The organism is Mangrovibacter phragmitis (assembly GCF_001655675.1).
Lineage (GTDB): Bacteria > Pseudomonadota > Gammaproteobacteria > Enterobacterales > Enterobacteriaceae > Mangrovibacter > Mangrovibacter phragmitis.
This window is the reverse complement of record NZ_LYRP01000043.1, coordinates 124439-150171: the sequence shown is the minus strand read 5'-3', so window position 1 is coordinate 150171 and position 25733 is coordinate 124439. Positions and strand designations below refer to the sequence as shown.

Sequence of the window (25733 nt, the reverse complement as noted above, 5' to 3'; positions counted from 1 at the left end):
AAGTATATAAAGAGACTGGCGGCTTGTCGCGCTGATTTGTAAAGATAGTTAAATACACCCCAAATGGCGGCGTTTTATTAATGCATGAAGATAAATCAAAAATATATCAGACGGCAAAAATCCTGAGTAACATCCTGTATGTAAAACAAAAAACGGGCCACTGCCCGTTTTTTTGTTTGGTTGTTTAATCAGGAGGCATCGGATGCTGCCGGGGCTGCATCCTGGCTTGTTTCCGGTAATGGTGGAGCAAAACCACGCAACCCAACAACATGTACATGTTCGCCCTGAGCAGTCACTTTACGCATCAGTTTATAAGTGGTGCCTTTTTCCGGGCTGATATTTTCCGGCGCAGCAATAATCAACTGCATTTCAAGGCGTTCGCACAACTCAAACAGTGTCGCAATCGACTTCGCATCCAGACGTGCTGCTTCATCAAGGAACAACAACCGGCAAGGTGAAATATCTTTCCCACGCAGGCGACGTGATTCATCTTCCCAGCTCTGAACCACCATCACGAGGATGGACATCCCGGTACCAATTGCTTCACCCGTTGACAACGCACCGCTTTCCGCCCGCAGCCAACCGTCAGAGCCACGGTTAACTTCCACTTCCATATCCAGATAGTTGCGGTAATCCAGCAACTCTTCACCAATGGTTTGCGGTGTACGTTGCCCCATGTCTATCTGTGGGTTAAGGCGCTGATAGAGTTTTGCCAGTGCTTCAGAGAAAGTCAGGCGCTGGCTGTTAAACAGATCCTGGTGTTGCTCATGCTGCTCGGAAAGAACATCCAGCAGTGTGGCATGTGCTTCACGGATATTCACATTCAGCCGCACACTGTTAACCTGCCCGAAGGAAACACTCTGGAGGCCCTGGTTAAGCATACGAATACGGTTCTGTTCACGCTGAATCGTCTTGCGAATAATGTTCGCCACACTACGGGAACTGATTGCCAGTTTCTGCTCACGGGAGGTCAGTTCCTCTGTCAGCCTGCTTAGCTCAATCTCCATTTGTTCAATGGCTTCAACCGGGTCATCTGTACGAATAATATCCTGGCGGATACGCTCACGCAGATGCTGATAAACCGCCACAAAGAACTGGATTTTGCGCTCCGGGCGCTTCGGATCTTCTGACAAACGCAACACATCACGCAGATGTTCATTATCGGCAACCGCCTGGCGCAATGCCCCCAGCGCTTTATCCGACATGGAACGCAAATCATCGCCACTCAAATAAGCAAGTTCACGGCGATGTAACCGGCGTTCAACACCGTTTTCTTTCACCAGGCGCATTACCGCGCACCAACCCGCTTTCGCGGTCACGACCTGTTCACGAATTTCATGGTAACTACGCTCCAGGCGGCGTAACGCCCTGGTCAGGTTATCCATTTCAGCTTCACAGAACGTCAGTTGTTTTTCCAACTGGTTACGGCGTGAACGGTTGCCAGACAACTGGTTATGCAATTCATCACGGCGAGTACGGGCACGCTCCTCTGCGCCAGCATCAGCCCGGACACCGATATCCTGCAACTCCTTATGCAAATCACTCAGCAGTTCGTTTTTGGTTTCCCACGAACTTTTCAGCGAAGCCAGAACCTGATGATACTGATTAAGCTGCGCGCCATGGCTGCGTAATGCTTCACGGCTACGGCTGCGTTCAGTTTCCGCCTGCTCAAGACGCTGGCGCAATTTTTCATTTAAGTCGGAATTACCACTGAGGATTTCAACAGCATCAGAGTAACTAAAGTGCGCCCGGCGTTGTACCACCTCTGCCAGCGCAAAGGCTTGCTGGCGTGCTTCTGTTTGAGTGCGTCTGGCGTTTTCATAGTCACTCTTCAGTTGCTCAAATTGCTCAGGGTCACTTTGCAGTACGCTGACAACCGGCTCCAGGCGAGCCAGCTGGTTGCCATGTTGCTGTATATAACGGGCAGCTTCCTGCGCTTCATCAACTTGCGCCTGAATCTCTTCAACACGGTCAGCAAGGGTGTCATCACCTAACAGGTTAGCACGGGGTAACAGCCGGTTAAGCAGTGCGATTCCTTCGCGCGCCTGTTCGTACTGCGTTTTCTGTTGCTGGTTATCACTCTCATGCTGTGAAAGAGTACGTTCAATTTCAGTACGTCGCGTATTCAACTGGCGAATAGCGGCTTCCGGGTCGTCGTCAAACGCAACCGATAAATGCTGGCCAATAAACCGGCTGAATGCCTGGTGCAGGCGCTGCGTTTTTTGCACATCGAAAGAGAGTGTGGCAAATTTTTCTGCCAGTGCTTCGCGTTCTGCGTGCAGGCTTTCAATGCGGCTTTCACGCGCAGCGCGGCCAAATAACGGCACTGAAGGGAATCGGGAATAGCGCCACTGGCGGTCGGCGATTTTCACCACCACTGCTTTTTCCAGCTCTTCAACACTGAAGACACTGTCATCAAATGACTGCGGGTCGCCTTCAATCAGGTACAAATCTTCCGGGCAGTCCTCAAGGCCATCCAGATACTCGCGTACCCGTGATAATTCTGGCACCACAATAGCATGGCGCGAAGGCCCATAAAGCGCAGAGAAGTAAGGCGCATCATCCAGCCCTACATCATCATAAATTTCAGACAGCAATACGCCGCCAAACCGCTCAGCCAGGGCGTTAAGCCGTGCGTCTTCAGCACCACCTGGCTGGCTCAGGCGTTCGATTTCGTCGTCTACTGCTTTTTTACGGGCCGAAACAGTATCGCGCTCAACGATATTTTCCCGCTCACGCTCCAGCAATTGCTGAAGGTACTCGGTTATTTCCTGGCCGGAAGTAAATTCTTCGCCACTTTGTTCGGATAACTGGCTCAGGCTGCTTTGTGCGGCGAGCCACACAGGCGCCCGCTGCGTCAATAACTGAATTTTCTGCTGGAGTTGTTCATGTTCCTGGCGCAGAGAAGAACGCTCTTCACTGGCCTGGGATACACGCTCAGACAAACTGGCAATTTTGGCTTCGAACTCTTCCTGCCAGGTTTCCAGTTCTTCGGGTAATACTTCGCGCCCTTGCTGGCGGCTGAATTCTGCCAGCAGGCGTTCAGCATCTTGCTGTTCACGCAGGCGCTGTTCAAGTTCAGACAACCGCATACGCAGTGCCGGAACTTGCTCGGCCTGATAGCGCTGGTCGGAGGCATCACGCAATAAATCACGGGCAACCTGCCAGGCGTCACTGCGGCTAACTGGCCCACTGATGGCGCAAACCAGTTTCCAGGCCTCTTCAAACTGTGCATGCGCCGTTTGCGAAACGCGCATTTTCTGCTCCAGCGAGAGCAATGTCTCAGTACCTTCCTGCTCTTTAGCCTGGAAGGTATCAAGCCATTCGTCCGCGCTGTCGGCAGTTAAATCAGGCAGGTTGCACAATTCACGGGCACGGTTAAGAGCCTGCAGCGCCTGTTGATACTGCAGCGCGCGAGTTTGCTGAACATCAAGTGCTTGCTGGTAATCGGCCAACTGGCTTTTGAGTTCATCCACTTCCAGTTCTGCTGCTTCGGCACGCGCTTCATACTCTTCATGCTGATCCTGAGCTTCGGCCACCACCTCGTTTTGTTCTTCCAGGCGAATTTGCAGCTCTTCAAGATCCGCCTCATAGCGTTCAATTTTCTCTTGCTGACGTAAAGCGGTCTGCACCAGATTCAGATGATCACTTGCCGCCTGATAATCAGCTTCCAGATTACCTTCAGCCCCTGCCTGCTCAGCCAGTTCACGCGCCATTTCCACATGGCGATACTGCTCTGTTGCCAGTTGTTTACGACTGGTGAATAACTCCTGGCGCGTTGCTAAAGCCTGGTCAAGGTGAATGCGGCGCTCATTGGCGTGACGCATATAATCCGCTGCCACGTAATCTGTCGCTTCGGAAATTAAGTGCTTAAACAGGTCACGGTCAGACTGCGTTACCCGAATAGCTTCCAGCGTCATACGGTTTTCACGCAAAGCGGCTTCCATATCCTGGAATGCTTTACGTACCCCGCTGTTTTCCGGCAACAGGTAATCACGCAACGAACGAGTAATGGCGCTGGAGATCCCGCCGTAGAGTGAGGCTTCAATCAGGCGGTAATATTTGCTACGGTCAGAGGCGGAGCGCAAACGGCGCGCCACAATCCCCAGGTCAAACATGAGTGCATGGTAATCGGTAATGGAGCTGAACTGCCTGAACTGAACCCCTTCCATGGCTTCTGTTTTTTCTTTCAGTTCCTGTAAGGTCAGCACCCTGGCCTGGCGGGCATTGAGCGCCTCTGTCACCAGTTGAGTTGGCTGGACGGCCATTGGCAGGCCCTGAATGGCAAAAGGTTTGATATCAACTTTGCGATCGCGCCCGGCAACCTGCTGCAAGCGCACCCCCACCAGCACACGCTGATGACGTGAGTTCACAACATCCAGAAAGGAGTAGCAGACGCCAGCTTTGAGCTTACCGTGCAGGCCTTTATCACGCGAACCCGAGGTCGCGCCTGCTTCTGTTGTATTACGAAAATGCAACAGAGTCAGGTCAGGGATAAGTGCCGTGACAAAAGCAGCCATCGTGGTTGATTTCCCGGCACCGTTGCCCCCTGAAAGCGTAGTAACCAGCTCATCCAGGTCAAAGGTTCTGGCAAAGAAACCATTCCAGTTAATCAGTGTTAGCGAACGAAATTTTCCGCGTTCAATCATTCCTGTTCATCCTCCGCTGTATCCTGATTATTATTGTCTTCCTGTTCATCATTAAGCTGCAGGCTCTGCTCTACTGGCATGGCTTCCCCGTCGCGAATCATGCGCAATTGTGCCTCGCGCGCATCATCGCCAGCGCGGACATCGGCACCAAAGCGGAACACAGACTCAGATATACGGAATTTGCTGCTGTCATGGCCGAGGAACCAAATCATTCCCAGCCTTCTCAGGCGGTTGAGTGAGGAGCGTACTTTTTCCTGTAGCTTCTGACGGTCCAGGTCGGAACCGGTAGAACGGTTGTTCACCAACTTCAGTAATTTACTTTCATCCGCCAGTGCCAGTAGTTCGTCGTACAGTTCCTGTTGGGTAAAAATCCCTTCATTCGCCAGACGCTCCGGGCTCAGATAAAGGTAACAGAGGATTTTCCCTACCATCATATCCAGCTCGGAAAGTACGGAGCGTGGGATAAGGGTTGTTGACCGGGGACGGAGATAAAAGAAACCTTCAGGTGCGCGAATAAGCTCTACGTTATAACGGATGTAGAACAACTCAAGCTCTTCCTGAAAATCCATTAAAAAAGCGTGATTATCCAGTTCATCAAGACCAATATGACGGCCAGAGCGTAATTGGCTGTCAAGGGCCGGGAACAGTGGGTTGGCAATCGCCTGCGCCAGTTTTACCGGCATTGTTTGTTCAATATTTGTTGATGACATGCGCCTGTACCCTGGCTCCGTAATCATTAATAAGTTGCCACTGAGCGGGAAGCCCAGTGAAATCCGCTTCTGCTATACCCAGCCGCACAGCCTGGTCGACCACGATACGGGCGACATCGAAATGCCGCGCCCGCGGATATTGCGCCAGATATTCACGCATCACCACGCCGAGATCCAGTGGGAGGTTTCTGGTTTTGTAGACTTGCAGAGACTGCTCAATCATCGCGGCCAGTTGCTCACGTATTTCATTAAACTCTTCGAACTCAAGGTCAACGGGTAACTCACCCATGACTTCGTCATCCCTTAAGGACATCTCCTCATCACGCATATCGAATAAACGATCAGCGTTGGCATAAGTCAGCGCCCAGGGGGCATCGAAGTAATTTTGTACCGACTGGCGCAAACGCTGGGCGAAAACCCGGTTTTTATCCATATCAATAGCTGTACGAATAAATTTATGGATATGGCGGTCATAGCCTATCCATAAATCAATCGCCTGTTGGCCCCAACTGACAATACGGTCGAGCTTGCTCTGTAAATCGAAAATTAAGCGCTCGATAAAACCCAGGTCATCCTGCCCGAGAATGGCGTCCTGAATTTGCAGCAGATTAGCCTGTAGCTTGTCGCCTGCGGCTTCCAGCGTATCCTGCAATTCCCGTAACGTACCGGACGTTTCAGAGAGCAGCAGCTCACAACTGGAAATTGCTGCACGCCAGTCCTTATTCAGCAACTGAGCTATATCATCTTTAACTTGTTGCTGTTGCTCATCCATGATGCGTTGGGTTAAATCAATGCTGTCGAAAATTTCCGCCACCGAATACTTTAGTGGTGCAAATACATTACGGTGCCAGTGAAATTCATCGCCACCTTCATCTGCTGCATCGGCCGCACGTTTGAGTTCCCCGGCAACGATGGACAATTGCATAGACAACCGCAACGTAGAAAACTCACGCTGGCGGATATAATAATCGGTAATGCCTATCCCCAGGGGCGTTAAACGGTAGATGGCATTGCCTTCTGCCTGCTCGCTGGTAAAACGGTTGATTAAGCGCTGGCGCACCATATCATTGATGGCATTGTTTGCACGCATGACGAGGGTTTCACTGGCCTGTTCAAAGGCTTCGCTCACGTAACGAAATGCATCAACCAGCTCACCTTCACTCATTTCCCCTTCCAGCCGCTCGCCATTGAGTGTGGCGATGGCCAGCAAAAAAGCCAGCCGGTCGACAGGCAGTGAAATTGAAAAATCATTCTTTCTGGCCCAGGCAACCAGTTCAGGTACTGTCTGGGAAAATTCACTCATAGTTTATCCTTGGCTTTCTGGCTTTTGTGCCGTCACATGAATATACCGCCCAAGGCTCACCCAGGGCTCCTGACGACAAAAGCGAGTTTCCAGCTCCAGCAGTTCTTCAAAGCAGTCTTGCTGCTGATGTTTTTCCCGCAAGTAATCATGAAATACCCGCACACCGGTTTTACGGGTAATGTTCCAGCCAATTTGCTCCAGCCAAAGGTAAACGTCCTCTGGCTTTAATGGGTGATCTGGCGAAAGCGTGCGCTTTTTACGTTTTGGCATACCCGCCGCCACATAAGCAAAATTACCGGCGACCATGTTATGCATCAGTAAACCATTAGCGTTATAAAACATCAGCGAAAGCACCCCGCCAGGAGCAAGGCATTCCCACAGTTTCGCCAGGACCTGCTGGGGTTCATCTATCCATTCAAGAACAGCATGAAACAATATCAGATCAACCGGGGAATCCAAATGTTCGCGCACCTGTTGCACTGCGGATTGTACAAAATGCATGTTACCGCTCACACCTTGCTCGTGAGCAAGTGCCTGAGCCCGGCTAATCATTTCACCGGAAAGGTCACACAACAGTACCTCATGGCCCATTGCTGCCAGTTTACAGGCTGTTTGCCCTAATCCACCGCCCGCGTCCAGTATGCGCAATTTACGCGTGCCAAATCCTTGCAGAATGTAGTCCAGATCCTGCCAAAGAATCGCCTGCCGCAATCGACCCTTACTGGTACCGTAGATATTGCGTGAGAATTTCTCCGCGATGTCATCGAAATTACGATCTGACACGAACTCATTTCCTCCCGCTAAACGGGCAAATGGCAAAACCCTTATTTTGTCACAGCCGCAAGGATATTGAAGCTCTCTGGTGTAAGATCATTCCTGATCAACGGCTATATGGTCAAAAAGGATGCAGAATAATGCTTTTTACCCTTAAAAAATTCATTGGCGGCATGTTGTTACCCTTGCCACTTTTTCTTTGCATAATGGCTGCGGCGCTTATCTTGCTGTGGTTCACCCGCTGGCAAAAAGCAGGAAAGGTTATTATGACTATAGGCTGGGCTGGATTATTGTTACTGAGCCTGCAGCCGGTGGCAGACCGGTTATTGCGCCCTCTGGAAACCACCTGGCCGACATGGCAAGGCCCGGTGAACGTCAACTACATTGTGGTGCTCGGTGGGGGTTATACCTGGGACCCGAAGTGGGCACCCAGTTCCAATCTGATTAATAACAGCCTGCCGAGGGTGACTGAAGGTGTCAGGTTGTGGTTAAAAAACCCGCAGGCAACACTGATATTTACCGGAGCACCAGCTCAGGGAAATCCAGTAAGCACGGCAGAAGCTGGTGCCCGTGTCGCTGAAAGTCTTGGTGTGCCACACAGCCACATTATGACGCTGGACCAACCGAAAGATACTCAAGAGGAAGCGGCGGCAGTGAAGAAGGCTATCGGCCAACAGCCTTTTATTTTGATAAGCTCAGCATCTCACCTGCCACGAGCTATGATTTTCTTTCACCAGCAAGGGCTGGCGCCAGAACCCGCCCCAGCGAATCAAATGGCTATCAGCGCCGACCTGAACCCGTGGGAGAAAATCATTCCATCGCCATTATGGCTGATGCACAGCGACCGTGCCGCCTATGAAAGTTTGGGCCGCATCTGGCAATGGCTTACGTTTTCAGGTCACCCAGGGCAATAGTTCTTTACGGGCTTTATCAAAAGCCACCCGGTTCATACGGCCAGTGCTGAGTAACTGGCTGACTTCATCCCACAGCACATACAACCAGCGACGCCACAGGAATGCCTCGTCCACCGGAGCCCTTTGCTGGTAGTGCCAGAATAAACTTTCCGAAAGACCGGACTCGTTGAGGCGGAATAACTCAAATTCACGCGGCGCCCACAGCATGATGCCGGGATTAAGCACAGCCAGTAACTGATCCGTTCTTGAATCTTTCAACATACTGCGCAACGTGAAATTGCCATGTACCAACACACAGTTATCAGTGAAGCCCGCAAACAACTCTGGTAAATTTTCTTTTGTGCGCAGCAGAATGGCTTTGTCCTGCATGCTCAGGCCAGTATTGGTGAACTGATTCAGTGTGCTCCATAGTACTTCAATACGCTGGCGGTACCAGGAAGGCCAGTGATTTTCCTGGGTATTATCGACCGTGCCCACACAGCCGCGGCTGTCCTGCCGGTGCCATGCCAGCAGCCCTTCAACAATCTGGTCTTTTAACTGCGCCCAGCGTTCTGGTGTGCGGGTAGGTGCTTCAACCGGCATCCCCCTTAATCGCTCCATCAGGAGAACATCCGGGCCGGGTTGTTCTTCGTGAGAAATGATGCCGTAAACCACAGGCATACGAACCGTTCCTGTACGAGCTAACAAAGAGATTTTACTTGCCATCTGCGCAGCCATCCCCGGCGAGCTGTAACTTTTCGCCAGCAACGGCAAGGCATTACCAGAGCTGTCGTAAAGTGACCACAGAGCGGTATCTGGCTTTTCACTGATACATTCAATGCGACTTAACCGTTCACCTAACAGATGGCTTAATTCTGCACGTAATTGCTGCATATTGACCTGCCCATTGAAAAACCACTGTAGTAATAATGAGCGCCGCAAACAGGGATGTCACTTTTCCAGATCAATTTACGCGCAGAAAAGAAGGGAAAATTTGAAAGGATTGTATTGCATAAGGAATTTATATTGTGGCGTGGCGGCAAATACCGCCACGAAATAATCACTGGCGGAATACAGCCCGCACATGTTCTAAATCTTTGGGTGTATCAACCCCCGTTCCCGGTACTTCTTTAGCAACCGCAACATGAATTTTCTCGCCATACCACAGCACCCGTAGTTGCTCGAGCATTTCGATATTTTCCAGTTGTGATGGTTCCCAGGCTACATAGCGGCGAACAAACCCTGCACGGTAGGCATAAATACCGATATGGCGTAAAAAGCTGTCGCCGATGCTTTCTTTAGACTGAGCAAAGCGGTCACGATCCCAGGGAATCGTAGCACGAGAGAAATAGAGTGCATGCCCTTTGGCATCCATCACCACTTTAACCGCATTGGGATTAAAGGCTTCTTCTGCTGAATCGACGGGCACAGCCAGTGTCGCCATACCGACACCACTGGCAACCAGGTTATCCGCAACCTGGCGGATAATCACCGGTGGGATCAGCGGTTCATCACCCTGCACGTTGACAATAACGGTATCATCAGCAAATGCGCATTTTTCGATGACTTCAGCCAGACGTTCAGTTCCGGAATGGTGATCAACCCGGGTCATACAAACTTCACCACCTGCCGCCTGCACTGCTGCGGCAACATCTGCATGGTCAGTGGCAACGATAACCCGTTCAGCTCCCGATAACCGCGCCTGCTCCAGCACCCTAACAACCATGGGTTTGCCCGCGATATCAACCAGCGGTTTGCCTGGCAAACGGCTGGAAGCATAACGCGCAGGGATAATGACGATAAAACTCATACGCCAGCCTCATCATTTTCTAACGGATGCGCGGCTGTTTCGAGCAAGACAGGAATACCTTCATCAATTGGGAAAACCAGTCCATCCACTTTACAAATAAGCGTATGCTTTTCCTGATTAAAATAGAGTTTACCCTGGCAAACCGGGCAGGCAATGATTTCAAGTAAACGGTGATCCATATTTCCTCCGTCATGGATCCGAAAAATTACGTTCAGCATACCATAATTGGCTTTGAAGGTTAGTTGGTTTGCATGTTCCGCGTTTTCAGGCAGGCAAGCGCGGATGGAACCTGGCCGAGAGTTATCTGTGTCGCTCCCTGCCAGCGGGCAAAATCGACCAATGCCTGCCAGATTCCCTGCTCCAGATGCTGGCTGCTGCGAACCCCTTCTTCCAGCCACAGCGTCATCACTTCCAGCACACTTATTTTGCGGTGCATTTTGGCATCCATGCGCCCAACAATCTGCCCCCGGTGTAAAACAGGCAGTACAAAATAACCGTACTGCCTTTTTGGTTCGGGCGTATAGCACTCAAGCCGGTACTCAAACTGGAATAACTGTGAGGCCCGACGCCGGTCCCATACAACCGGGTCAAATGGGGATAATACCGTTGAGTGGGTGGCATTAAGAGTACCCTGCTCAGCCAGGGGCAACAGGGGCAGCAAGCTGTTATCAAGCCACATTGTTCCGAGGTCTTCCACTTCAACTTGCGTAACTGCCTGCTCATCCAGCCAGCGGGCTATTACTGTATTTGCCTGAATATTTTTAAGCCGGTAGTAATCGGCAAGCCAGGCCGGTTTAAAAATACCGAGACACCGGGCGCTGCGTGACAGCATCACACTTTCGGCTTCACTTTGGGTTAAGCTCTGTTGCGCGTCATCCCACCCGGGCATGATTCTGTGTGTCAGGTCGTATACCCGCTGGAAGTTATGCCGGGACGACACCATCACCTTACCGGCAGTGAATAACCCTTCCAGGTGCCGCTTATGAGGTTTCCACTCCCACCACCCGCTTTGCCCCGGTCTGGGGTGAGCAAAATCAGCTGCCCGTACAGGCCCATTTTCAGCCATCCACCCCAGCAACTCAGCTATTTCCTGCTCATGGGTAGCCATCCACTCAGCAGAATATTTCCAGCCCATTTTATGTGGGTTAAGCATTCGGTGGCGGACCAGTGCAAAGTCTTCTTTCGGCAGGAAACAGGCTTCATGTGCCCAGTATTCAATCAACTCGCCGCGTGACAGTGATTCTTCCAGCCAGGGGAATGGAAAACTCCCCAACCGGCTGAACAACACAATCCATGGACTGCGGGCAACGATATTAATCGTGTCTATCTGGAGCAAGGCCATTTGGCGAATGGTTTTGAGAATATCAGCAGGAACTGCGCGCTTACGCGGTTTTTTCAGCAGCCCCTGAGCGGCAAGGTGCAAATGGCGGGCTGCCTTACGGGAAAGATAGACCTGAGACATGTCGCTCCTTAGTAATCAGAAGATGGCGACATTTTCAGGATGCCAGCCGAATTATCTCCTGCAGAAGTTTGTCAGCACCAGCGCCATGCATTTGTGCATCAACCGGCAAGTACCACCAAGTGTCCCGGGCAAACTGACGGCATTTCACGGCATCTTTTTCAGTCATTACCAGATGCTGGTGGCTACCCTGCAGACTTTCGACCTGTGCGCTGTTAAGCGCCTGGTGATCCGGGAGTGAAACACGTTTTACCAGTTCCGCCCCCTGCTGTTCAAGTGTGGTAAAAAAGCGAGGTGGGTGACCAATACCGGCCATTGCCACTAAATCTTTCAGCGTGACTACTGGCGTTTCTTCTCTTGTAACCAGGTTAACGGCTAAACCCGGAACAAGTTGCATGGCTATTTCCCCGGGCTTTGGCTGGCCACCATTAACAATAACTGCATCCACAGTTTTGAGGCGGGAAGCGCGTTCGCGCATCGGGCCTGCTGGCAACCACCAGCCATTGCCAAAACGGCGCACACCGTCGATAACCACAATCTCTTTATCGCGCCCCAGCGAATAATGTTGCAGCCCGTCATCGGTCACAACAACCTGAACTGCCGGATTTCGGGCCAATAAAGATTTAACTGCCTCACTGCGCTGTGGCGCGACTGCAACCGGTGCTCCGGTACGCTGGTAAATCAGAACCGGTTCATCGCCCGCCTGTGATGTTGCAGTATCCGGGCCGACAAGCAACGGATAATGGGCAGATTTACCACCATACCCCCGTGACACCACACCAACACAAATGCCGTTTTGCTGCAATTGCTCCACCAGCCATATCACTACGGGGGTTTTACCATTTCCCCCGGCAGTCAGGTTGCCCACAACCACAACGGGAACCGGGGCTTTCCAGACTTTGCGAAGGCCAATACGGTAACTGAGCCGGATACAAAAGCTCACCAGCCCATACAGCCAGGATAATGGCAACAGCAATAGCCAGAGTGGCGATTCACCAGACCAGATACGGGAGATCATGCGCCGAACTGCATCCGGTGAAGTTGTGCATACACCCCTGCTTTTTCAATCAGAGCCCGGTGTGCACCACGTTCTACAATACGCCCGTCTTCTACCACAATAATTTCATCTGCCTGTTCAATAGTAGACAGGCGATGTGCTATCACCAGCGAGGTACGGTTCTTCTGGAGTTCATCCAGCGCGGACTGGATAGCCCGCTCAGACTCAGTGTCCAGTGCAGAGGTGGCTTCATCCAGAATCAGTATTGGGCTGTTACGCAGCAGCGCACGGGCAATAGCAATACGCTGGCGCTGGCCACCAGAAAGCAGGACGCCATTTTCACCAATCACCGTATCCAGCCCGTTGTCCATCTTGCTGATGAAATCCATCGCATAAGCCATTTTCGCGGCCTGTTCAATATCTTCACGGGTATACTGCCCGGCACGGGCATAAGCAATATTATTGGCGATGGTATCGTTGAATAAGTGTACATTCTGCGAAACCAGTGCAACCTGGTCTCGCAATGATGCCAGTGTATATTCGCGGATGTCGTGCCCGTCGATAATGATTTGCCCTTCATCAATATCATAAAAACGTGTTATCAAACTGGCGATGGTGGACTTACCAGAGCCAGAACGGCCCACCAGTGCAACCGTTTTTCCAGATGGAATAGTCAGGCTGATATCACGCAAGGCGGGCACATCCCGGCCAGGATAAGTGAAGGTCACATTGCGGAATTCAATATCACCTGTTGAGCGTTCAATCACTTTAGTGCCGTCATCTTTTTCCTGCTCGCTGTCCAGAATGGAGAACAGTGTCTGGCAGGCAGCCATCCCACGCTGAAACTGTGAGTTCACGTTTGTCAGAGATTTCAACGGGCGCATAAGCGCAATCATTGAAGAGAACACGACAGTGATTGTCCCGGCAGTCAGGTTTTCCATAACACTGGGGAAACTTGCCGCGTACAGAACGAATGCCAGGGCAAGCGAAGCGATAAGCTGAATCAGTGGGTCTGAAATGGACGAGGCCGAAACCATTTTCATGCCTTGCTGACGCATACGGTTACTGACTTTATCAAACCGTTCGCGTTCAATCTGCTGCCCACCAAAGATCAACACTTCTTTATGCCCTTTGAGCATCTGCTCTGCGCTGGTTGTCACCTGCCCCATGGTGTTCTGCATACTTTTACTGATATTGCGAAAGCGCTTAGAAACGACACGAATAGCCACAGAGACAATAGGGGCCAACACAATGAGGATCAGGGATAACTGCCAGCTGTAGTAAAACATCATGATAAACAGGCCAATAATGGAGGCCCCTTCACGAACTACTGTAATAAGCGCGCCGGATGAAGAAGAGGCTACCTGCTCCGAATCATAAGTAATGCGCGACAACAATGTGCCTGTAGACTGTTTATCAAAAAAGGAAACGGGCATCCCCATCATATGGTTGAACAGGCGACGGCGCATGTTCATCACCACTTTACCGGAAACCCATGAAATACAATAACTTGACACATAGCTGCTGATGCCACGCAGCAGCATCAGACCTATGACCACCAACGGCATCCACATCAACACGGAACGGTCGGTCTTACCAAAACCATCATCCAGCAGTGGTTTCAGTAGCGATAACATGAAAGTATCGCTGGCCGCGTTGGTCACCAACGCAACACCCGCCACAATCAGACCTAATTTGAACGGAGCAATAATCGGCCAAAGCCGCCGGAAGGTCTGTAAGGTGGAGAGATCTTTATCGATATGCATTCAATATTAACCAGCACTTGTTGAAATAGCCGCATATTCTACCTGTTATCTGGCCTCACGCCAAACCAGCGTTGATACCAGGGGGTGAAAAAACGGGCCCGATGTGCAGAAACTCGCCAGCCTGTCGGTGAGAAACTGACGCTAACCTGCCCATGCAAAGCCGTGTCATACCACTGGTAGCCATTCTGTTGGTAACGTTCAACAACTGCGGGCGATGGCATATTCCATGGGTTATAACGTGCTACTGATGTCAGTGCCACTGAACCTTCAGCACGCCCGACAAAACGTATCCCGGAAGAGCTTTTACTGCCATGATGTGGCACCTGCACGATATCGGCTTTCATAGATGCAGGGTGCATGGTCAACAATAATTCAGCTGGCAGCTCAAGGTCTCCAGTTAACAACACCCGGTGAATACCATCACTCACACTGACAACACACGAGCGGTTATTCTCGCTTCCTTCAAATTGTAATGGGGGCCAGACAACGTCAAATGACAACCCCTGCCAGTACCATTTTTTGCCCTGATAACAGTGATAAGCTCCAGGCTGTGGGCTATTACGCCACTGAGTTATCCCCGGCCATTGCGCCTCAATTGCCGCCAGCCCACCGTTATGGTCCGTATGCTCATGGCTGATAATGACACCCTCCGGCACCAGGTTATGCCAGGCAAGCCAGGGCAAAATAACCTGCTGCCCGACATTTCCCCCTTCCCACCGGTTACCTGTATCATACAAAAAAGCGGAGCCGTTACGCTCAATAACCATTGCCAGCCCGTGGCCAATATCCAGCATATGCACTTGCCAGCCACTGTGATTCTTACGCCCCCACCAGGGCGAGCATAGCACTACCACCAATGCCGCACAGGTAAACGAGGAGGTTCGCAGCCAGTGAAATCTCATAATGACCAGCAGACACCAGGGCAGAAAGGCCATAGCGCCCATCCGCCAGTCCACGGGTAACCAGCCCTTTGGTAGCCCAGCCAGTAACCAAAACAGTGCGGCCAGCAGTGAATCCACCCATTGCCATATCAAACCAGGCACCATCACACTATTTGCCAGAACCCCGAGAAAAATCAGCGGGACAATCAGAAATGTCACCACAGGCACGGCAATAAGGTTAGCAGGCAGCGAAATGAGTGATATCCCGTGGAATAGAGGAACCTGCAGTGGTAACAACAGCAGGCATGCACCACATTGCAGGTGAAGCAAAGCAGCACAAAAGTGCGCTGTTCGGTATTTTTTTACCCCAGTGAACGGTAACCACTGGCACCAAAAAATGAGTGCACTGACGGCAAAGGCTGATAACCAGAAACTGTCGGAAAGCAATGTGAGCGGGTCGAATAACAGTACACAGGCAAGACACACCGCCAGAACATCCCACGCCCCCCACTGGCGCTGGTATAAACGAAGAATGCCCCATGAGCTCAGAGCAATAAGGCTGCGTATGGCGGGTGGGTTGCCGCCACTCAACCAGGTATACCCTGCGGCGCAAGCAATACTGGCAATAATGGGAAAAGACGGGCGAATCCAGTGGGCCGGCAGGAAGAATTGAATTAGCCGCGCCAATAGCCAGCCAGCACCACCCGCCTGGGCAATATGTAACCCCGATATCGCCATCAGATGTGCGGTTCCCGTCTCCCGCAATATTTGCCTGACGCCTGTCTGCATGTTTTCTCGCTCGCCAAAAGCCAGTGCGTGAATGACGGCATCCCATGCTAAATGTGCAGTTTGTTGTTCTACCCGGTGGATAAACGCTGCGCGAAGTGAACAAGAGGCTTTGATAACCTGAACATCCGCCATTCGGCCTGACAACACAAATCCACTTGCCATTGCCGACCGCTGCCGGGAATAGCCGCCAGCATTATATTGCCCATGCACTGCCCTTAACGTGCTACTGACTTGCCAAAGTTGCCCGGAGCAAGGGTGTGACTCAGGTAAAATGCCATACAGAATGACACCTGGAGAAAACAGCCTTTTTTTGCCTCCCCACTGCACTATTTTACCGTAATGACGTTCTCCCTGAGTGCTGACAATTCGAACCACCATGCTCTCCCGCTTCCCACTCATTTCGACCATGGTAGTTAACGCAGATTGCGCATGAAACAGCGCCCAACTCAATGCCAGGGCACCGCAGGCGCAATAACGCCAAACCACATGACGAGCGCGGCAAAGCCCCCACCCACCGGCGCAAGTCAGTACGAGAGCAAACCAAAATGGCGGGATGACAGGTAACCAAAGTAGTGGGCTTATTCCTGCCAGGATCCAGAAACTGAGTTTGGGTAGTTGCAGCACAATGTTCTCCTTGTGCTGCCAGTTTGCCGCTGCTGGCCGAAAAACCCAGTGCCAGTCGCAATTTTCTGGGGATGCTTTCCTGAATAACTCGCAGTTGCAGTAGCAGAGAATATTTTGTGCGAGGTTCGCTGAAAAATGAGCATGCAGAACTCTGGCGCAACGCCAGACAGAAGCAATGACGGTAACAGACAGATAAAACAAACGGCACCCTGAGGTGCCGCTTATGCAAACTAATTAAGCCAGTGAGGCAAATCAGCCATAAATATTGGCGCGGTCACGTAGCTCTTTGCCTGGTTTGAAGTGGGGAACATATTTCCCTTCCAGATCCACTTTATCGCCAGTTTTAGGATTACGCCCGGTGCGTGGTGCGCGGTAATGCAATGAGAAGCTGCCAAACCCCCGGATTTCAATACGCTCCCCCTGCGCGAGGGTAGAAGCCATATGTTCCAGCATTTCTTTAACCGCATCTTCTACAGCCTTGGCTGGAATATGAGATTGCTGGCCGGCAAGTCTTTCTATCAATTCTGACTTGGTCATGTTTCCTCCGGTTTCCATCAGGAAAAATGTTTACAGCTACATTGAACAAGGGCGGCCGAAGCCGCCCTGATTAAGCAGTATGGACGATTACTCGCCTTTAGCTGCTTTGAACGCTTCAGCCATTGCGTTAGAGAAATTGCCGTCTTCTTGTTTGTTAACAGAAGCAATTGCATCTTTCTCGTCAGCTTCGTCTTTCGCACGAACAGACAGGCTTACTACGCGGTTTTTGCGGTCAACGCCAGTGAACTTCGCTTCAACGTCATCACCAACGTTCAGAACCAGAGTAGCATCTTCAACGCGGTCACGGGAAGCTTCAGAAGCACGCAGATAGCCTTCAACGCCATCAGCTAATTCAACTGTAGCACCTTTTGCGTCAACTGCAGTGACTTTACCAGTCACGATAGCGCCTTTCTTGTTCACAGCAACGTAGTTGTTGAACGGATCTTCAGCCAGTTGTTTCACACCCAGGGAGATACGTTCACGTTCTGCGTCAACCTGCAGAACAACAGCGGCGATTTCGTCACCTTTTTTGTACTCACGTACAGCTTCTTCGCCTGCAACGTTCCAGGAGATGTCAGACAGGTGAACCAGACCGTCGATGCCACCGTCCAGGCCGATGAAGATACCAAAGTCAGTGATAGACTTGATTTTACCTTCAACGCGATCGCCTTTGTTGTGGGTTTCTGCGAACTGCTGCCACGGGTTAGCTTTGCACTGTTTCAGGCCCAGGGAGATACGACGACGTTCTTCATCGATATCCAGAACCATAACTTCAACAACATCACCAACGTTAACAACTTTAGACGGATGGATGTTTTTGTTAGTCCAGTCCATTTCAGAAACGTGTACCAGACCTTCAACGCCTTCTTCGATTTCTACGAAGCAGCCGTAGTCAGTCAGGTTGGTTACACGACCGGTCAGTTTAGTACCTTCCGGATAACGTTTAGCGATAGCAACCCACGGATCTTCGCCCAGTTGTTTCAGACCCAGAGAAACACGGGTACGTTCACGGTCGAATTTAAGAACTTTAACAGTGATTTCATCGCCAACATTCACGATTTCGCTCGGATGCTTAACGCGTTTCCATGCCATATCAGTGATGTGCAGCAGACCATCTACACCGCCCAGATCAACGAATGCACCGTAGTCAGTGAGGTTCTTAACGATACCTTTAACTTCCATGCCTTCCTGCAGGTTTTCCAGCAGTTGATCACGTTCAGCGCTGTTTTCAGATTCGATAACGGCACGACGAGAAACAACAACGTTGTTGCGTTTCTGATCCAGCTTGATCACTTTGAATTCAAGCTCTTTGCCTTCGAGGTGCAGCGTGTCGCGAACCGGACGTACGTCAACCAGTGAACCTGGCAGGAACGCACGAATACCGTTCAGCTCAACAGTGAAGCCGCCCTTGACTTTGCCATTGATAACGCCAGTAACAGTGGCAGCTTCTTCGTATGCTTTTTCCAGCATCAGCCATGCTTCGTGACGTTTTGCTTTTTCACGAGACAGTTGGGTTTCGCCGAAGCCGTCTTCTACTGCATCCAGAGCAACGTCGACTTCGTCACCAACCTGGATTTCAAGTTCGCCCTGGGCATTTTTGAACTGCTCAGCCGGAATGGCAGACTCAGATTTCAGACCGGCGTCAACCAGTACTACGTCTTTGTCGATGGCAACAACAACGCCGCGAACGATGGAACCCGGGCGGGTTTCGATTTCTTTCAGGGACTCTTCAAAGAGTTGAGCAAAAGATTCAGTCATGTTGATAATCTTCAGGATCTTCTATTTAACGTCCACCTGGCTCCGTGCCGGATGGGGTTGTTTAACATGCCCGCGAACACTCCATTGCCGCAGGTACTACAATTCTGATGCTTGCGCAAAAACAGGAAGTTTACACACTCCCCAGTTTTTCACGTGCATATTCCAGCGCCTTTTCAATCACTTGCTCGATGCTCATCTGGGTTGAATCCAGTAATAATGCATCCTGAGCCGGTACCAAAGGAGCTACAGGCCGGTTGCGATCACGGTCATCGCGTTCTTTTATCTCGGCCAAAAGGCGTTCAAAGTTAACACTAAAGCCCTTATCCTGCAACTGCCGCATACGGCGCAAAGCACGTTCTTCCGATGAAGCATCAAGGAAAATTTTAACAGGTGCGTCAGGAAATACCACTGTTCCCATATCCCTACCATCCGCAATCAGGCCTGGTGCTTCACGAAACGCACGCTGGCGGCGCAATAATGCTTCGCGCACACGAGGGAAAGCGGCAACCTGGGAGGCGGCACTGGCAACTTCCTGGGTACGAATCTCACCACTGACATCTTCGCCTTCCAGCACCACTTCGAGGTTGCCGTTGACAGAAAGAAAGCGCACATCCAGATGCGCAGCCAGCGGAACCAGCGCTTCTTCACTGGAAGTATCGACATGATGATGTAACGCGGCCAGTGCGAGGACACGGTAAATCGCACCGGAATCCAGTAAATGCCATTGCAATGCTTCAGCCATCGCTTTACACAGAGTTCCTTTACCCGCGCCACTTGGGCCATCAATGGTAATTACGGGAACGTGTGGCGTCATAGTATTCTCCTTCGTAACGAGTGACAGGCCGTTAGCATAAACGCCGCGCATTATACGCCGCATCGCCGCAGACTGTTACCCTCAGGAGAAAATAACGCGTTTTTTGAGAATGGACCTGCCAGAAGAAGTATGTGCCGCCACTTTGGCAGCACATATTTATTATCAGGCTAATTCGCTGATGCTGGCGAGGCGTTCGAAGTAATCAGGGAAGGTTTTTGCCGTACATTTCGGGTCAAGGATAGTCACAGGCGTATCAGACATCGCAACCAGAGAGAAACACATTGCCATACGGTGATCATTGTATGTCCCAATTTCCGCGAAGGTCAGTTGGGCTGGTGGGGTGATTGAAATAAAATCATGCCCTTCTTCCACTTCAGCGCCCACTTTACGTAACTCTGTCGCCATGGCCGTGAGGCGATCTGTTTCTTTGACACGCCAGTTGTAAATATTGCGCAGCGTGGTGGTGCCCTGCGCGAATAAAGCGGCAGTCGCAATCGTCATCGCGGCATCGGGAATATGGTTCATGTCCATATCGATGGCATGCAGTTCACGGCGGGTACAGGCAATAAAATCATCGCCCCAGGTTATTTCAGCACCCATTTTTTCCAGCACATCCGCAAACCGGATATCTCCCTGAACACTGTTGCGGCCAATACCGGTAACTTTGACGGTTCCACCTTTAATGGCAGCAGCAGCAAGGAAATAAGATGCTGAAGATGCATCCCCTTCGACCAGATATTTACCCGGAGACTGGTAAGTTTGCCCACCATGAATAACAAACGTTTGATATTGCTGATTTTCGACCCTCACACCAAAGGTCTGCATCAGGTTCAGCGTAATATCAATATAAGGCTTAGAAACCAGCTCACCCTTGATAGTGATGACGGTATCCTGAGCAGCCAGTGGCGCGGCCATCAATAACGCAGTAAGGAACTGGCTTGAAACACTGCCATCCACTTCCACCTGGCCACCAGAAAAGCCCCCCTGAATGTGCAACGGTGGGTAATTTTCCTGCTCCAGGTACGAAATTTTGGCTCCGCCCTGGCGCAGGGCATCGACCAGGTGCCCAATCGGGCGCTCTTTCATGCGTGGTTCGCCTGTCAGCACAATGTTATTGCAGCCAAGGCACAATGCCGCTGCTAATGGGCGCATCGCTGTACCTGCATTTCCCAGAAAAAGCTCGAGGGCTCCGGCCGATGTCAGCGGCCCGCCCAAACCAGTCACTTCACAATGGGTACGATCAGCAGACAACTTATATTGCACACCCAGCGCGCTAAGCGCATTGAGCATATGGCGTACATCATCGCTGTCCAGCAGATTTGCCAGCGCCGTAGTACCTTGCGCCAGAGCAGCCAGCAACAGTGCCCGGTTAGAGACACTTTTAGAACCTGGCAGGTTAATGGTTCCGTCTACCCGAGCGATGGGTTGTAACGTCAGGGATTCCAGCATGGAGGTAAAGCTCTCAACAAAAAACAAAAATAAACAGAAACCCCGTACCAGACGGTACGGGGCAAGGAATTAAACACCATGATTAACCGTGGCGACGTTCAAAATCCACCATAAAATCAGTCAGTGCCTGCACGCCCGTCAGTGGCATAGCATTGTAAATAGAAGCGCGCATGCCCCCTACTACACGGTGGCCTTTCAAGGCATGCAACCCTGCAGCGAAAGACTCTTCAAGGAACAAAGCATCCAGTTTACTATCCGCCAATTGGAACGGAATATTCATACGAGAACGGTTTGAAGCAGCGACATCATTGCGGTAAAAATCGCTGTTATCAATCACGCCGTAGAGTAAGTCAGCTTTCTGCTGATTCACTTTATCCATTGCGGCAACGCCACCCTGCTCTTTCAGCCATTTGAATACCAGCCCGGCAAGGTACCAGGCGAAAGTAGGCGGCGTGTTAAACATGGAGTCATTTTCGTTCAGAACGGAATAATCCAGAATAGACGGGCAGGCTTTACTGGCTTTACCCAGCAAGTCTTCACGTACCACTACCAGAGTCAGGCCTGCCGGGCCGATATTTTTCTGCGCACCGGCATAGATAACGCCATAACGGCTGACATCAATGGGTCGGGATAAAATGGTTGAAGAGAAATCGGCCGCAACCACAACATCCGGGCCAAAATCTGGCGTTTCATCAATGGCAATACCATCGATGGTTTCATTTGGGCAATAATGCAGGTAGGCTGCGTTGTCGGACGGTTGCCAGTCACGCATTGGGATAATCGCACGTTTGCCGTCAACCGTGACTTTTGCATCAATCACATTGGGAGTGAGGTATTTTTTGGCTTCTTTTACTGCGCTACTGGCCCAGTAGCCACCATCAACATAATCCGCAGTGGATTTATCACCAAGAATGTTGAGCGGCACACCTGCAAATTGACCACGACCACCGCCATGACAGAAGAGGACCTTATAGTTGGAGGGAATTTGCAACAAGTCGCGAAAATCCTTCTCTGCTTCTTCAGCCACCTGAATAAATGGTTTACCGCGATGGCTGACTTCCATTACTGACGTGCCGAGCCCTTGCCAGTCGCACAACTCTTGTTGTGCATGACGAAGTACATCTACCGGCAACATTGCCGGGCCAGAACTAAAGTTATAGACCTGAGTCATTTCCCCTCACCACATAAAAGCAATCGTTTTTTCCTGTGACTTCGGTTTTATCACTCACATGACATTGCTGCAATGGTTATTCCTGCAGGCCAGATAACATCAGACCAGCACTGGTCGGCAGATTACTCGGGGAAATACGCTCAGACTGATAATTTTATCTTTTTATTTGTCACACCTGTGACGCAATCAGCATGTTATAGATGAGTAAATTTTTTGTGTTCATACTCAAGATGATTTCCTTGCGCTGTGGCATATTCGTAGCACGCGAAAAGGAAAAAACGTATCATTGCGCCCTTTTCGTACGAACAAAGTGGACACCATGACTCAAACTTATATTCCCGGCAAAGATGCCGCTCTGGAAGACTCCATCTCCCGCTTCCAGCAACAATTGACCAAACTGGGGTTCAATATTGAAGAAGCCTCATGGTTAAATCCTGTTCCCCATGTGTGGTCTGTACATATTCGCGACAAAGACTGTGCGCTGTGCTTTACCAATGGGAAAGGTGCAACTCGCAAGGCGGCTCTCGCTTCTGCGCTGGGGGAATATTTTGAACGCCTTTCCACCAACTACTTTTTTGCCGATTTCTGGTTAGGTGACACCATCGCTAATGGGCCTTTCGTCCATTACCCCAACGAGAAATGGTTTCCTCTGCCAGATGATGATGAATTACCTGAAGGGATCCTCGATGCCCACCTGCGTGCCTTTTACGACCCGGATCAGGCCCTGACTGCCAGCCAGCTTGTTGACCTGCAATCGGGCAATTCCAAACGTGGTATCTGTGCCCTGCCATTTACCCGTCAGTCCGACGACCAGACGATTTATATCCCAATGAACATTGTTGGTAACCTGTATGTTTCCAATGGGATGTCTGCGGGGAACACCCGGTATGAAGCGCGAGTTCAGGCTTTATCCGAAGTATTTGAACGGCATATCAAAAACCGTATCATTGCTGAATCTATTAGCCTGCCAGCTATCCCTGATGATGTAATGGCTCGCTATCCGGGCGTGGTGGAAGCCATTGCCAAACTGGAAGCGGAAGGTTTCCCTATCTTTGCCTATGATGGCTCGCTGGGTGGAAAATACCCGGTCATCTGTGTGGTACTGTTTAACCCGGCCAACGGCACCTGTTTTGCCTCATTCGGCGCACATCCTGACTTTGGTGTCGCACTGGAACGTACAGTGACTGAATTACTCCAGGGCCGCAGCCTGAAAGACCTCGATGTTTTCACCCCACCAACATTTGATGATGAAGAAGTCGGTGAGCACGCCAATCTGGAAACCCACTTCATTGATTCCAGCGGCTTAATTTCCTGGGATCTGTTTAAAGATGACGCTGATTATCCTTTCGTCGACTGGTCATTTAAAGGCAGCACCGACGAAGAATTCGCCACCTTGATGGCTATCTTCCAGACTGAAGGCAAAGAGGTCTATATCGCCGATTATGAACACCTTGGGGTTTATGGGTGCCGTATTTTGGTTCCGGGGATGTCTGATATCTACCCGGCTGAAGATTTGTGGCTGGCGAACAACAATATGGGCAGCCATTTACGGGAAACTATCATGGCGTTACCTGGCAGCAAACTGCAACCAGAAGAATATCTGGCCCTGATTGAGCAACTCGACGACGAAGGTCTGGACGATTTCACCCGTGTGCGTGAGTTGTTAGGCCTGGCGACCGGCAATCAAAATGGCTGGTATACCCTGCGTATTGGTGAGCTGAAAGCAATGCTGGCACTGGCCGGTGGCTCTCTGGAGCAGGCATTAATCTGGACTGAATGGACCATGGAATTCAACGCATCCATATTCAGTGCAGAGCGCGCTAACTACTACCGTTGCCTGCAGACATTATTGTTGCTTGCACATGAAGAAGAGCGTGACCCGGCGCAATACCAGTCAGCCTTTACTCGCATGTACGGTGCAAAAGCGTTGGCTGATGCTCAGGCGGCATTAACAGGCGAGTCAGCCTTCTACGGCCTGCCTGTTATAGATACAAACCTGGAAGCCTTGCCTGCGCATCAGTCATTACTGGCAGCCTATCAAAAGCTACAAAAAGCCAAACAGCATTGGTGGAGTGAGCAGGATAAATAATGCTTTTGCCTGTAGGCGCAGCGATAATGAAAGGCTATATTACGGGGCAACTTTTTTGCCCCGCTTTTTTATTGTGCTAATCCCCATTAATATGTAGCACATTGGTTAATGCCGAGTAACCAAAATATATTTTCACAGAATAATATGTAACTAATCTGACTTATTTATGGCAGATTCTTTAACGCCAACCAGGGGGATTAAAAAGAAAATTCAAAACTATTTGTAAAATTTAAAAAATATTTTTCCTATTAAATTCATAATATTATGCCGTTTTCCGCAAGAATCCATGTGGTTTTCGGGTCTATTACACTGGCGGGTTATGATCCATATCAAATTCTACTCTATAATGCTTTGTTAGTATCATCTCGCCGAATTAATTAAGAGAGAGTTAGTGTGAAAGCTGACAACCCTTTTGATCTTTTACTACCACCTGCCATGGCAAAAGTTGCCGAAGACGCAGGTGTTTATAAAGCAACTAAGCATCCGCTAACGACTTTCTATTTAGCGATTACTGCGGGTGTATTTATCTCAATTGCGTTTGTCTTTTATATAACCGCAACCACCGGTACTGCTGGTATGCCGTTCGGTGTTGCAAAATTGATAGGCGGGGTGTGCTTCTCACTGGGGCTTATTCTGTGTGTCATTTGCGGCGCAGATCTGTTTACTTCAACCGTGTTGATTGTTGTAGCCAAGGCAAGTGGGCGCATCACCTGGGGTCAACTGGCCCGTAACTGGTTAAATGTTTATGTCGGTAACCTCGTTGGTGCACTACTCTTTGTATTGCTGATGTGGCTGTCCGGTGAATATATGACCGCGAATGGTGCCTGGGGGTTAAATGTACTCCAGACTGCGGACCATAAATTACATCACACTTTTGTTGAGGCTGTTTGCCTTGGCATCCTGGCAAACCTGATGGTCTGTCTGGCTGTCTGGATGAGCTATTCTGGTCGTAGCCTGATGGATAAAGCGTTCATTATGGTATTACCGGTAGCGATGTTCGTCGCAAGCGGCTTCGAGCACAGTATTGCAAATATGTTCATGATCCCGATGGGAATCGTGGTTCGTAACTTTGCCAGCCCGGAATTCTGGTCTGCTGTTGGCCTGACTCCGGAACAATTTCCTCATCTGACTGTGATGCATTTCATCACTGATAATCTTATCCCGGTAACAATAGGTAACATTATTGGCGGTGGCTTGTTAGTTGGATTGACGTACTGGGTAATTTACCTGCGTGGCGGCGACAAGCATTAAGTCAATGCT

Annotated in this window: 19 protein-coding genes; 3 read left to right on the top strand and 16 right to left on the bottom strand. The window is 50.5% G+C overall.

Annotation, left to right across the window (positions count from 1 at the left end):
* Nucleotides 1-188 precede the first annotated feature (188 nt).
* Genes mukB through cmoM form a run of 4 tightly spaced genes read right to left on the bottom strand, consistent with a single transcriptional unit; the run spans nucleotide 189 to nucleotide 7445 of the window.
* The gene (gene mukB, locus A9B99_RS18310; RefSeq protein ID WP_064599998.1) at nucleotides 189-4649 is read right to left on the bottom strand and encodes a chromosome partition protein MukB; all 4461 of its coding nucleotides are present in this window, start codon (nucleotides 4647-4649) and stop codon (nucleotides 189-191) included.
* Nucleotides 4646-5359: a chromosome partition protein MukE gene (gene mukE / locus A9B99_RS18305; protein ID WP_074388837.1), complete on the bottom strand. Its 714-nt coding sequence runs from the start codon at nucleotides 5357-5359 to the stop codon at nucleotides 4646-4648. The genes mukB and mukE overlap by 4 nt, the downstream gene beginning before the upstream one ends.
* Nucleotides 5340-6662, bottom strand: a complete 1323-nt coding sequence (gene mukF, locus A9B99_RS18300; protein WP_064599996.1) for a chromosome partition protein MukF — start codon at nucleotides 6660-6662, stop codon at nucleotides 5340-5342. Before mukF ends, mukE begins: the two co-directional genes overlap by 20 nt.
* A gap of 3 nt (nucleotides 6663-6665) precedes the next feature.
* Nucleotides 6666-7445 (bottom strand): tRNA uridine 5-oxyacetic acid(34) methyltransferase CmoM, encoded by a 780-nt coding sequence (gene cmoM / locus A9B99_RS18295; protein ID WP_064599994.1) that lies wholly within the window; start codon nucleotides 7443-7445, stop codon nucleotides 6666-6668.
* Between the two features lie 131 nt (nucleotides 7446-7576).
* On the opposite strand from cmoM, the gene elyC reads away from it, so the two are divergent.
* A complete protein-coding gene (gene elyC, locus A9B99_RS18290) occupies nucleotides 7577-8350 on the top strand; it encodes an envelope biogenesis factor ElyC (RefSeq protein WP_064599993.1) in 774 nt (257 codons plus the stop codon).
* Here the strand turns inward: elyC and A9B99_RS18285 are convergent.
* From A9B99_RS18285 to serC, 12 genes are all read right to left on the bottom strand, one after another.
* Nucleotides 8330-9223, bottom strand: coding sequence for a YcbJ family phosphotransferase (locus tag A9B99_RS18285; RefSeq protein ID WP_064600280.1), 894 nt, complete (start codon nucleotides 9221-9223; stop codon nucleotides 8330-8332). The genes elyC and A9B99_RS18285 overlap by 21 nt on opposite strands.
* A gap of 166 nt (nucleotides 9224-9389) precedes the next feature.
* Complete coding sequence (kdsB, locus tag A9B99_RS18280; RefSeq protein WP_064599991.1) at nucleotides 9390-10139, bottom strand: 3-deoxy-manno-octulosonate cytidylyltransferase; 750 nt, start codon at nucleotides 10137-10139, stop codon at nucleotides 9390-9392.
* On the bottom strand, nucleotides 10136-10318 hold the full coding sequence (locus tag A9B99_RS18275; RefSeq protein WP_036107787.1) for a Trm112 family protein: 183 nt from the start codon (nucleotides 10316-10318) through the stop codon (nucleotides 10136-10138). Before A9B99_RS18275 ends, kdsB begins: the two co-directional genes overlap by 4 nt.
* Before the next feature lie 59 nt (nucleotides 10319-10377).
* Nucleotides 10378-11601 (bottom strand): winged helix-turn-helix domain-containing protein, encoded by a 1224-nt coding sequence (locus A9B99_RS18270; RefSeq protein ID WP_064599989.1) that lies wholly within the window; start codon nucleotides 11599-11601, stop codon nucleotides 10378-10380.
* A gap of 34 nt (nucleotides 11602-11635) precedes the next feature.
* Complete coding sequence (gene lpxK, locus A9B99_RS18265; RefSeq protein WP_064599986.1) at nucleotides 11636-12616, bottom strand: tetraacyldisaccharide 4'-kinase; 981 nt, start codon at nucleotides 12614-12616, stop codon at nucleotides 11636-11638.
* The gene (gene msbA, locus A9B99_RS18260; protein ID WP_064599984.1) at nucleotides 12613-14361 is read right to left on the bottom strand and encodes a lipid A ABC transporter ATP-binding protein/permease MsbA; all 1749 of its coding nucleotides are present in this window, start codon (nucleotides 14359-14361) and stop codon (nucleotides 12613-12615) included. The genes lpxK and msbA overlap by 4 nt, the downstream gene beginning before the upstream one ends.
* 38 nt (nucleotides 14362-14399) lie before the next feature.
* Nucleotides 14400-16655 carry a DNA internalization-related competence protein ComEC/Rec2 gene (locus tag A9B99_RS18255; protein WP_064600278.1) on the bottom strand — a complete coding sequence of 752 codons (2256 nt, stop codon included), beginning with the start codon at nucleotides 16653-16655 and terminating at the stop codon, nucleotides 14400-14402.
* 252 nt (nucleotides 16656-16907) lie between these two features.
* Nucleotides 16908-17192, bottom strand: a complete 285-nt coding sequence (gene ihfB, locus A9B99_RS18250) for an integration host factor subunit beta (protein ID WP_036107772.1) — start codon at nucleotides 17190-17192, stop codon at nucleotides 16908-16910.
* Nucleotides 17193-17279: 87 nt separating this feature from the next.
* A complete protein-coding gene (gene rpsA / locus A9B99_RS18245) occupies nucleotides 17280-18950 on the bottom strand; it encodes a 30S ribosomal protein S1 (RefSeq protein ID WP_036107757.1) in 1671 nt (556 codons plus the stop codon).
* A 130-nt stretch (nucleotides 18951-19080) separates the two neighbouring features.
* On the bottom strand, nucleotides 19081-19764 hold the full coding sequence (gene cmk, locus A9B99_RS18240; protein WP_064599982.1) for a (d)CMP kinase: 684 nt from the start codon (nucleotides 19762-19764) through the stop codon (nucleotides 19081-19083).
* A gap of 162 nt (nucleotides 19765-19926) precedes the next feature.
* Entirely contained in the window at nucleotides 19927-21210 is a 1284-nt protein-coding gene (gene aroA, locus A9B99_RS18235) for a 3-phosphoshikimate 1-carboxyvinyltransferase (protein ID WP_064600277.1), read from the bottom strand.
* A gap of 85 nt (nucleotides 21211-21295) precedes the next feature.
* Nucleotides 21296-22384, bottom strand: a complete 1089-nt coding sequence (serC, locus tag A9B99_RS18230) for a 3-phosphoserine/phosphohydroxythreonine transaminase (RefSeq protein ID WP_064599980.1) — start codon at nucleotides 22382-22384, stop codon at nucleotides 21296-21298.
* A gap of 319 nt (nucleotides 22385-22703) precedes the next feature.
* Between serC and ycaO the strand changes: the two genes are divergently transcribed.
* The gene (gene ycaO / locus A9B99_RS18225) at nucleotides 22704-24473 is read left to right on the top strand and encodes a 30S ribosomal protein S12 methylthiotransferase accessory factor YcaO (protein WP_064600275.1); all 1770 of its coding nucleotides are present in this window, start codon (nucleotides 22704-22706) and stop codon (nucleotides 24471-24473) included.
* A 393-nt stretch (nucleotides 24474-24866) separates the two neighbouring features.
* Nucleotides 24867-25724 (top strand): formate transporter FocA, encoded by an 858-nt coding sequence (gene focA / locus A9B99_RS18220; protein WP_036107749.1) that lies wholly within the window; start codon nucleotides 24867-24869, stop codon nucleotides 25722-25724.
* Nucleotides 25725-25733 lie beyond the last annotated feature (9 nt).

Coding starts and splice junctions, on each gene's coding strand:
- A9B99_RS18285 (WP_064600280.1), bottom strand. CDS start 9,223: ATGCAGCAATTACGTGCAGAATTAAGCCATCTGTTAGGTGAACGGTTA.
- rpsA (WP_036107757.1), bottom strand. CDS start 18,950: ATGACTGAATCTTTTGCTCAACTCTTTGAAGAGTCCCTGAAAGAAATC.
- ihfB (WP_036107772.1), bottom strand. CDS start 17,192: ATGACCAAGTCAGAATTGATAGAAAGACTTGCCGGCCAGCAATCTCAT.
- ycaO (WP_064600275.1), top strand. CDS start 22,704: ATGACTCAAACTTATATTCCCGGCAAAGATGCCGCTCTGGAAGACTCC.
- msbA (WP_064599984.1), bottom strand. CDS start 14,361: ATGCATATCGATAAAGATCTCTCCACCTTACAGACCTTCCGGCGGCTT.
- mukB (WP_064599998.1), bottom strand. CDS start 4,649: ATGATTGAACGCGGAAAATTTCGTTCGCTAACACTGATTAACTGGAAT.
- kdsB (WP_064599991.1), bottom strand. CDS start 10,139: ATGAGTTTTATCGTCATTATCCCTGCGCGTTATGCTTCCAGCCGTTTG.
- mukF (WP_064599996.1), bottom strand. CDS start 6,662: ATGAGTGAATTTTCCCAGACAGTACCTGAACTGGTTGCCTGGGCCAGA.
- A9B99_RS18275 (WP_036107787.1), bottom strand. CDS start 10,318: ATGGATCACCGTTTACTTGAAATCATTGCCTGCCCGGTTTGCCAGGGT.
- lpxK (WP_064599986.1), bottom strand. CDS start 12,616: ATGATCTCCCGTATCTGGTCTGGTGAATCGCCACTCTGGCTATTGCTG.
- cmk (WP_064599982.1), bottom strand. CDS start 19,764: ATGACGCCACACGTTCCCGTAATTACCATTGATGGCCCAAGTGGCGCG.
- elyC (WP_064599993.1), top strand. CDS start 7,577: ATGCTTTTTACCCTTAAAAAATTCATTGGCGGCATGTTGTTACCCTTG.
- serC (WP_064599980.1), bottom strand. CDS start 22,384: ATGACTCAGGTCTATAACTTTAGTTCTGGCCCGGCAATGTTGCCGGTA.
- mukE (WP_074388837.1), bottom strand. CDS start 5,359: ATGTCATCAACAAATATTGAACAAACAATGCCGGTAAAACTGGCGCAG.
- A9B99_RS18270 (WP_064599989.1), bottom strand. CDS start 11,601: ATGTCTCAGGTCTATCTTTCCCGTAAGGCAGCCCGCCATTTGCACCTT.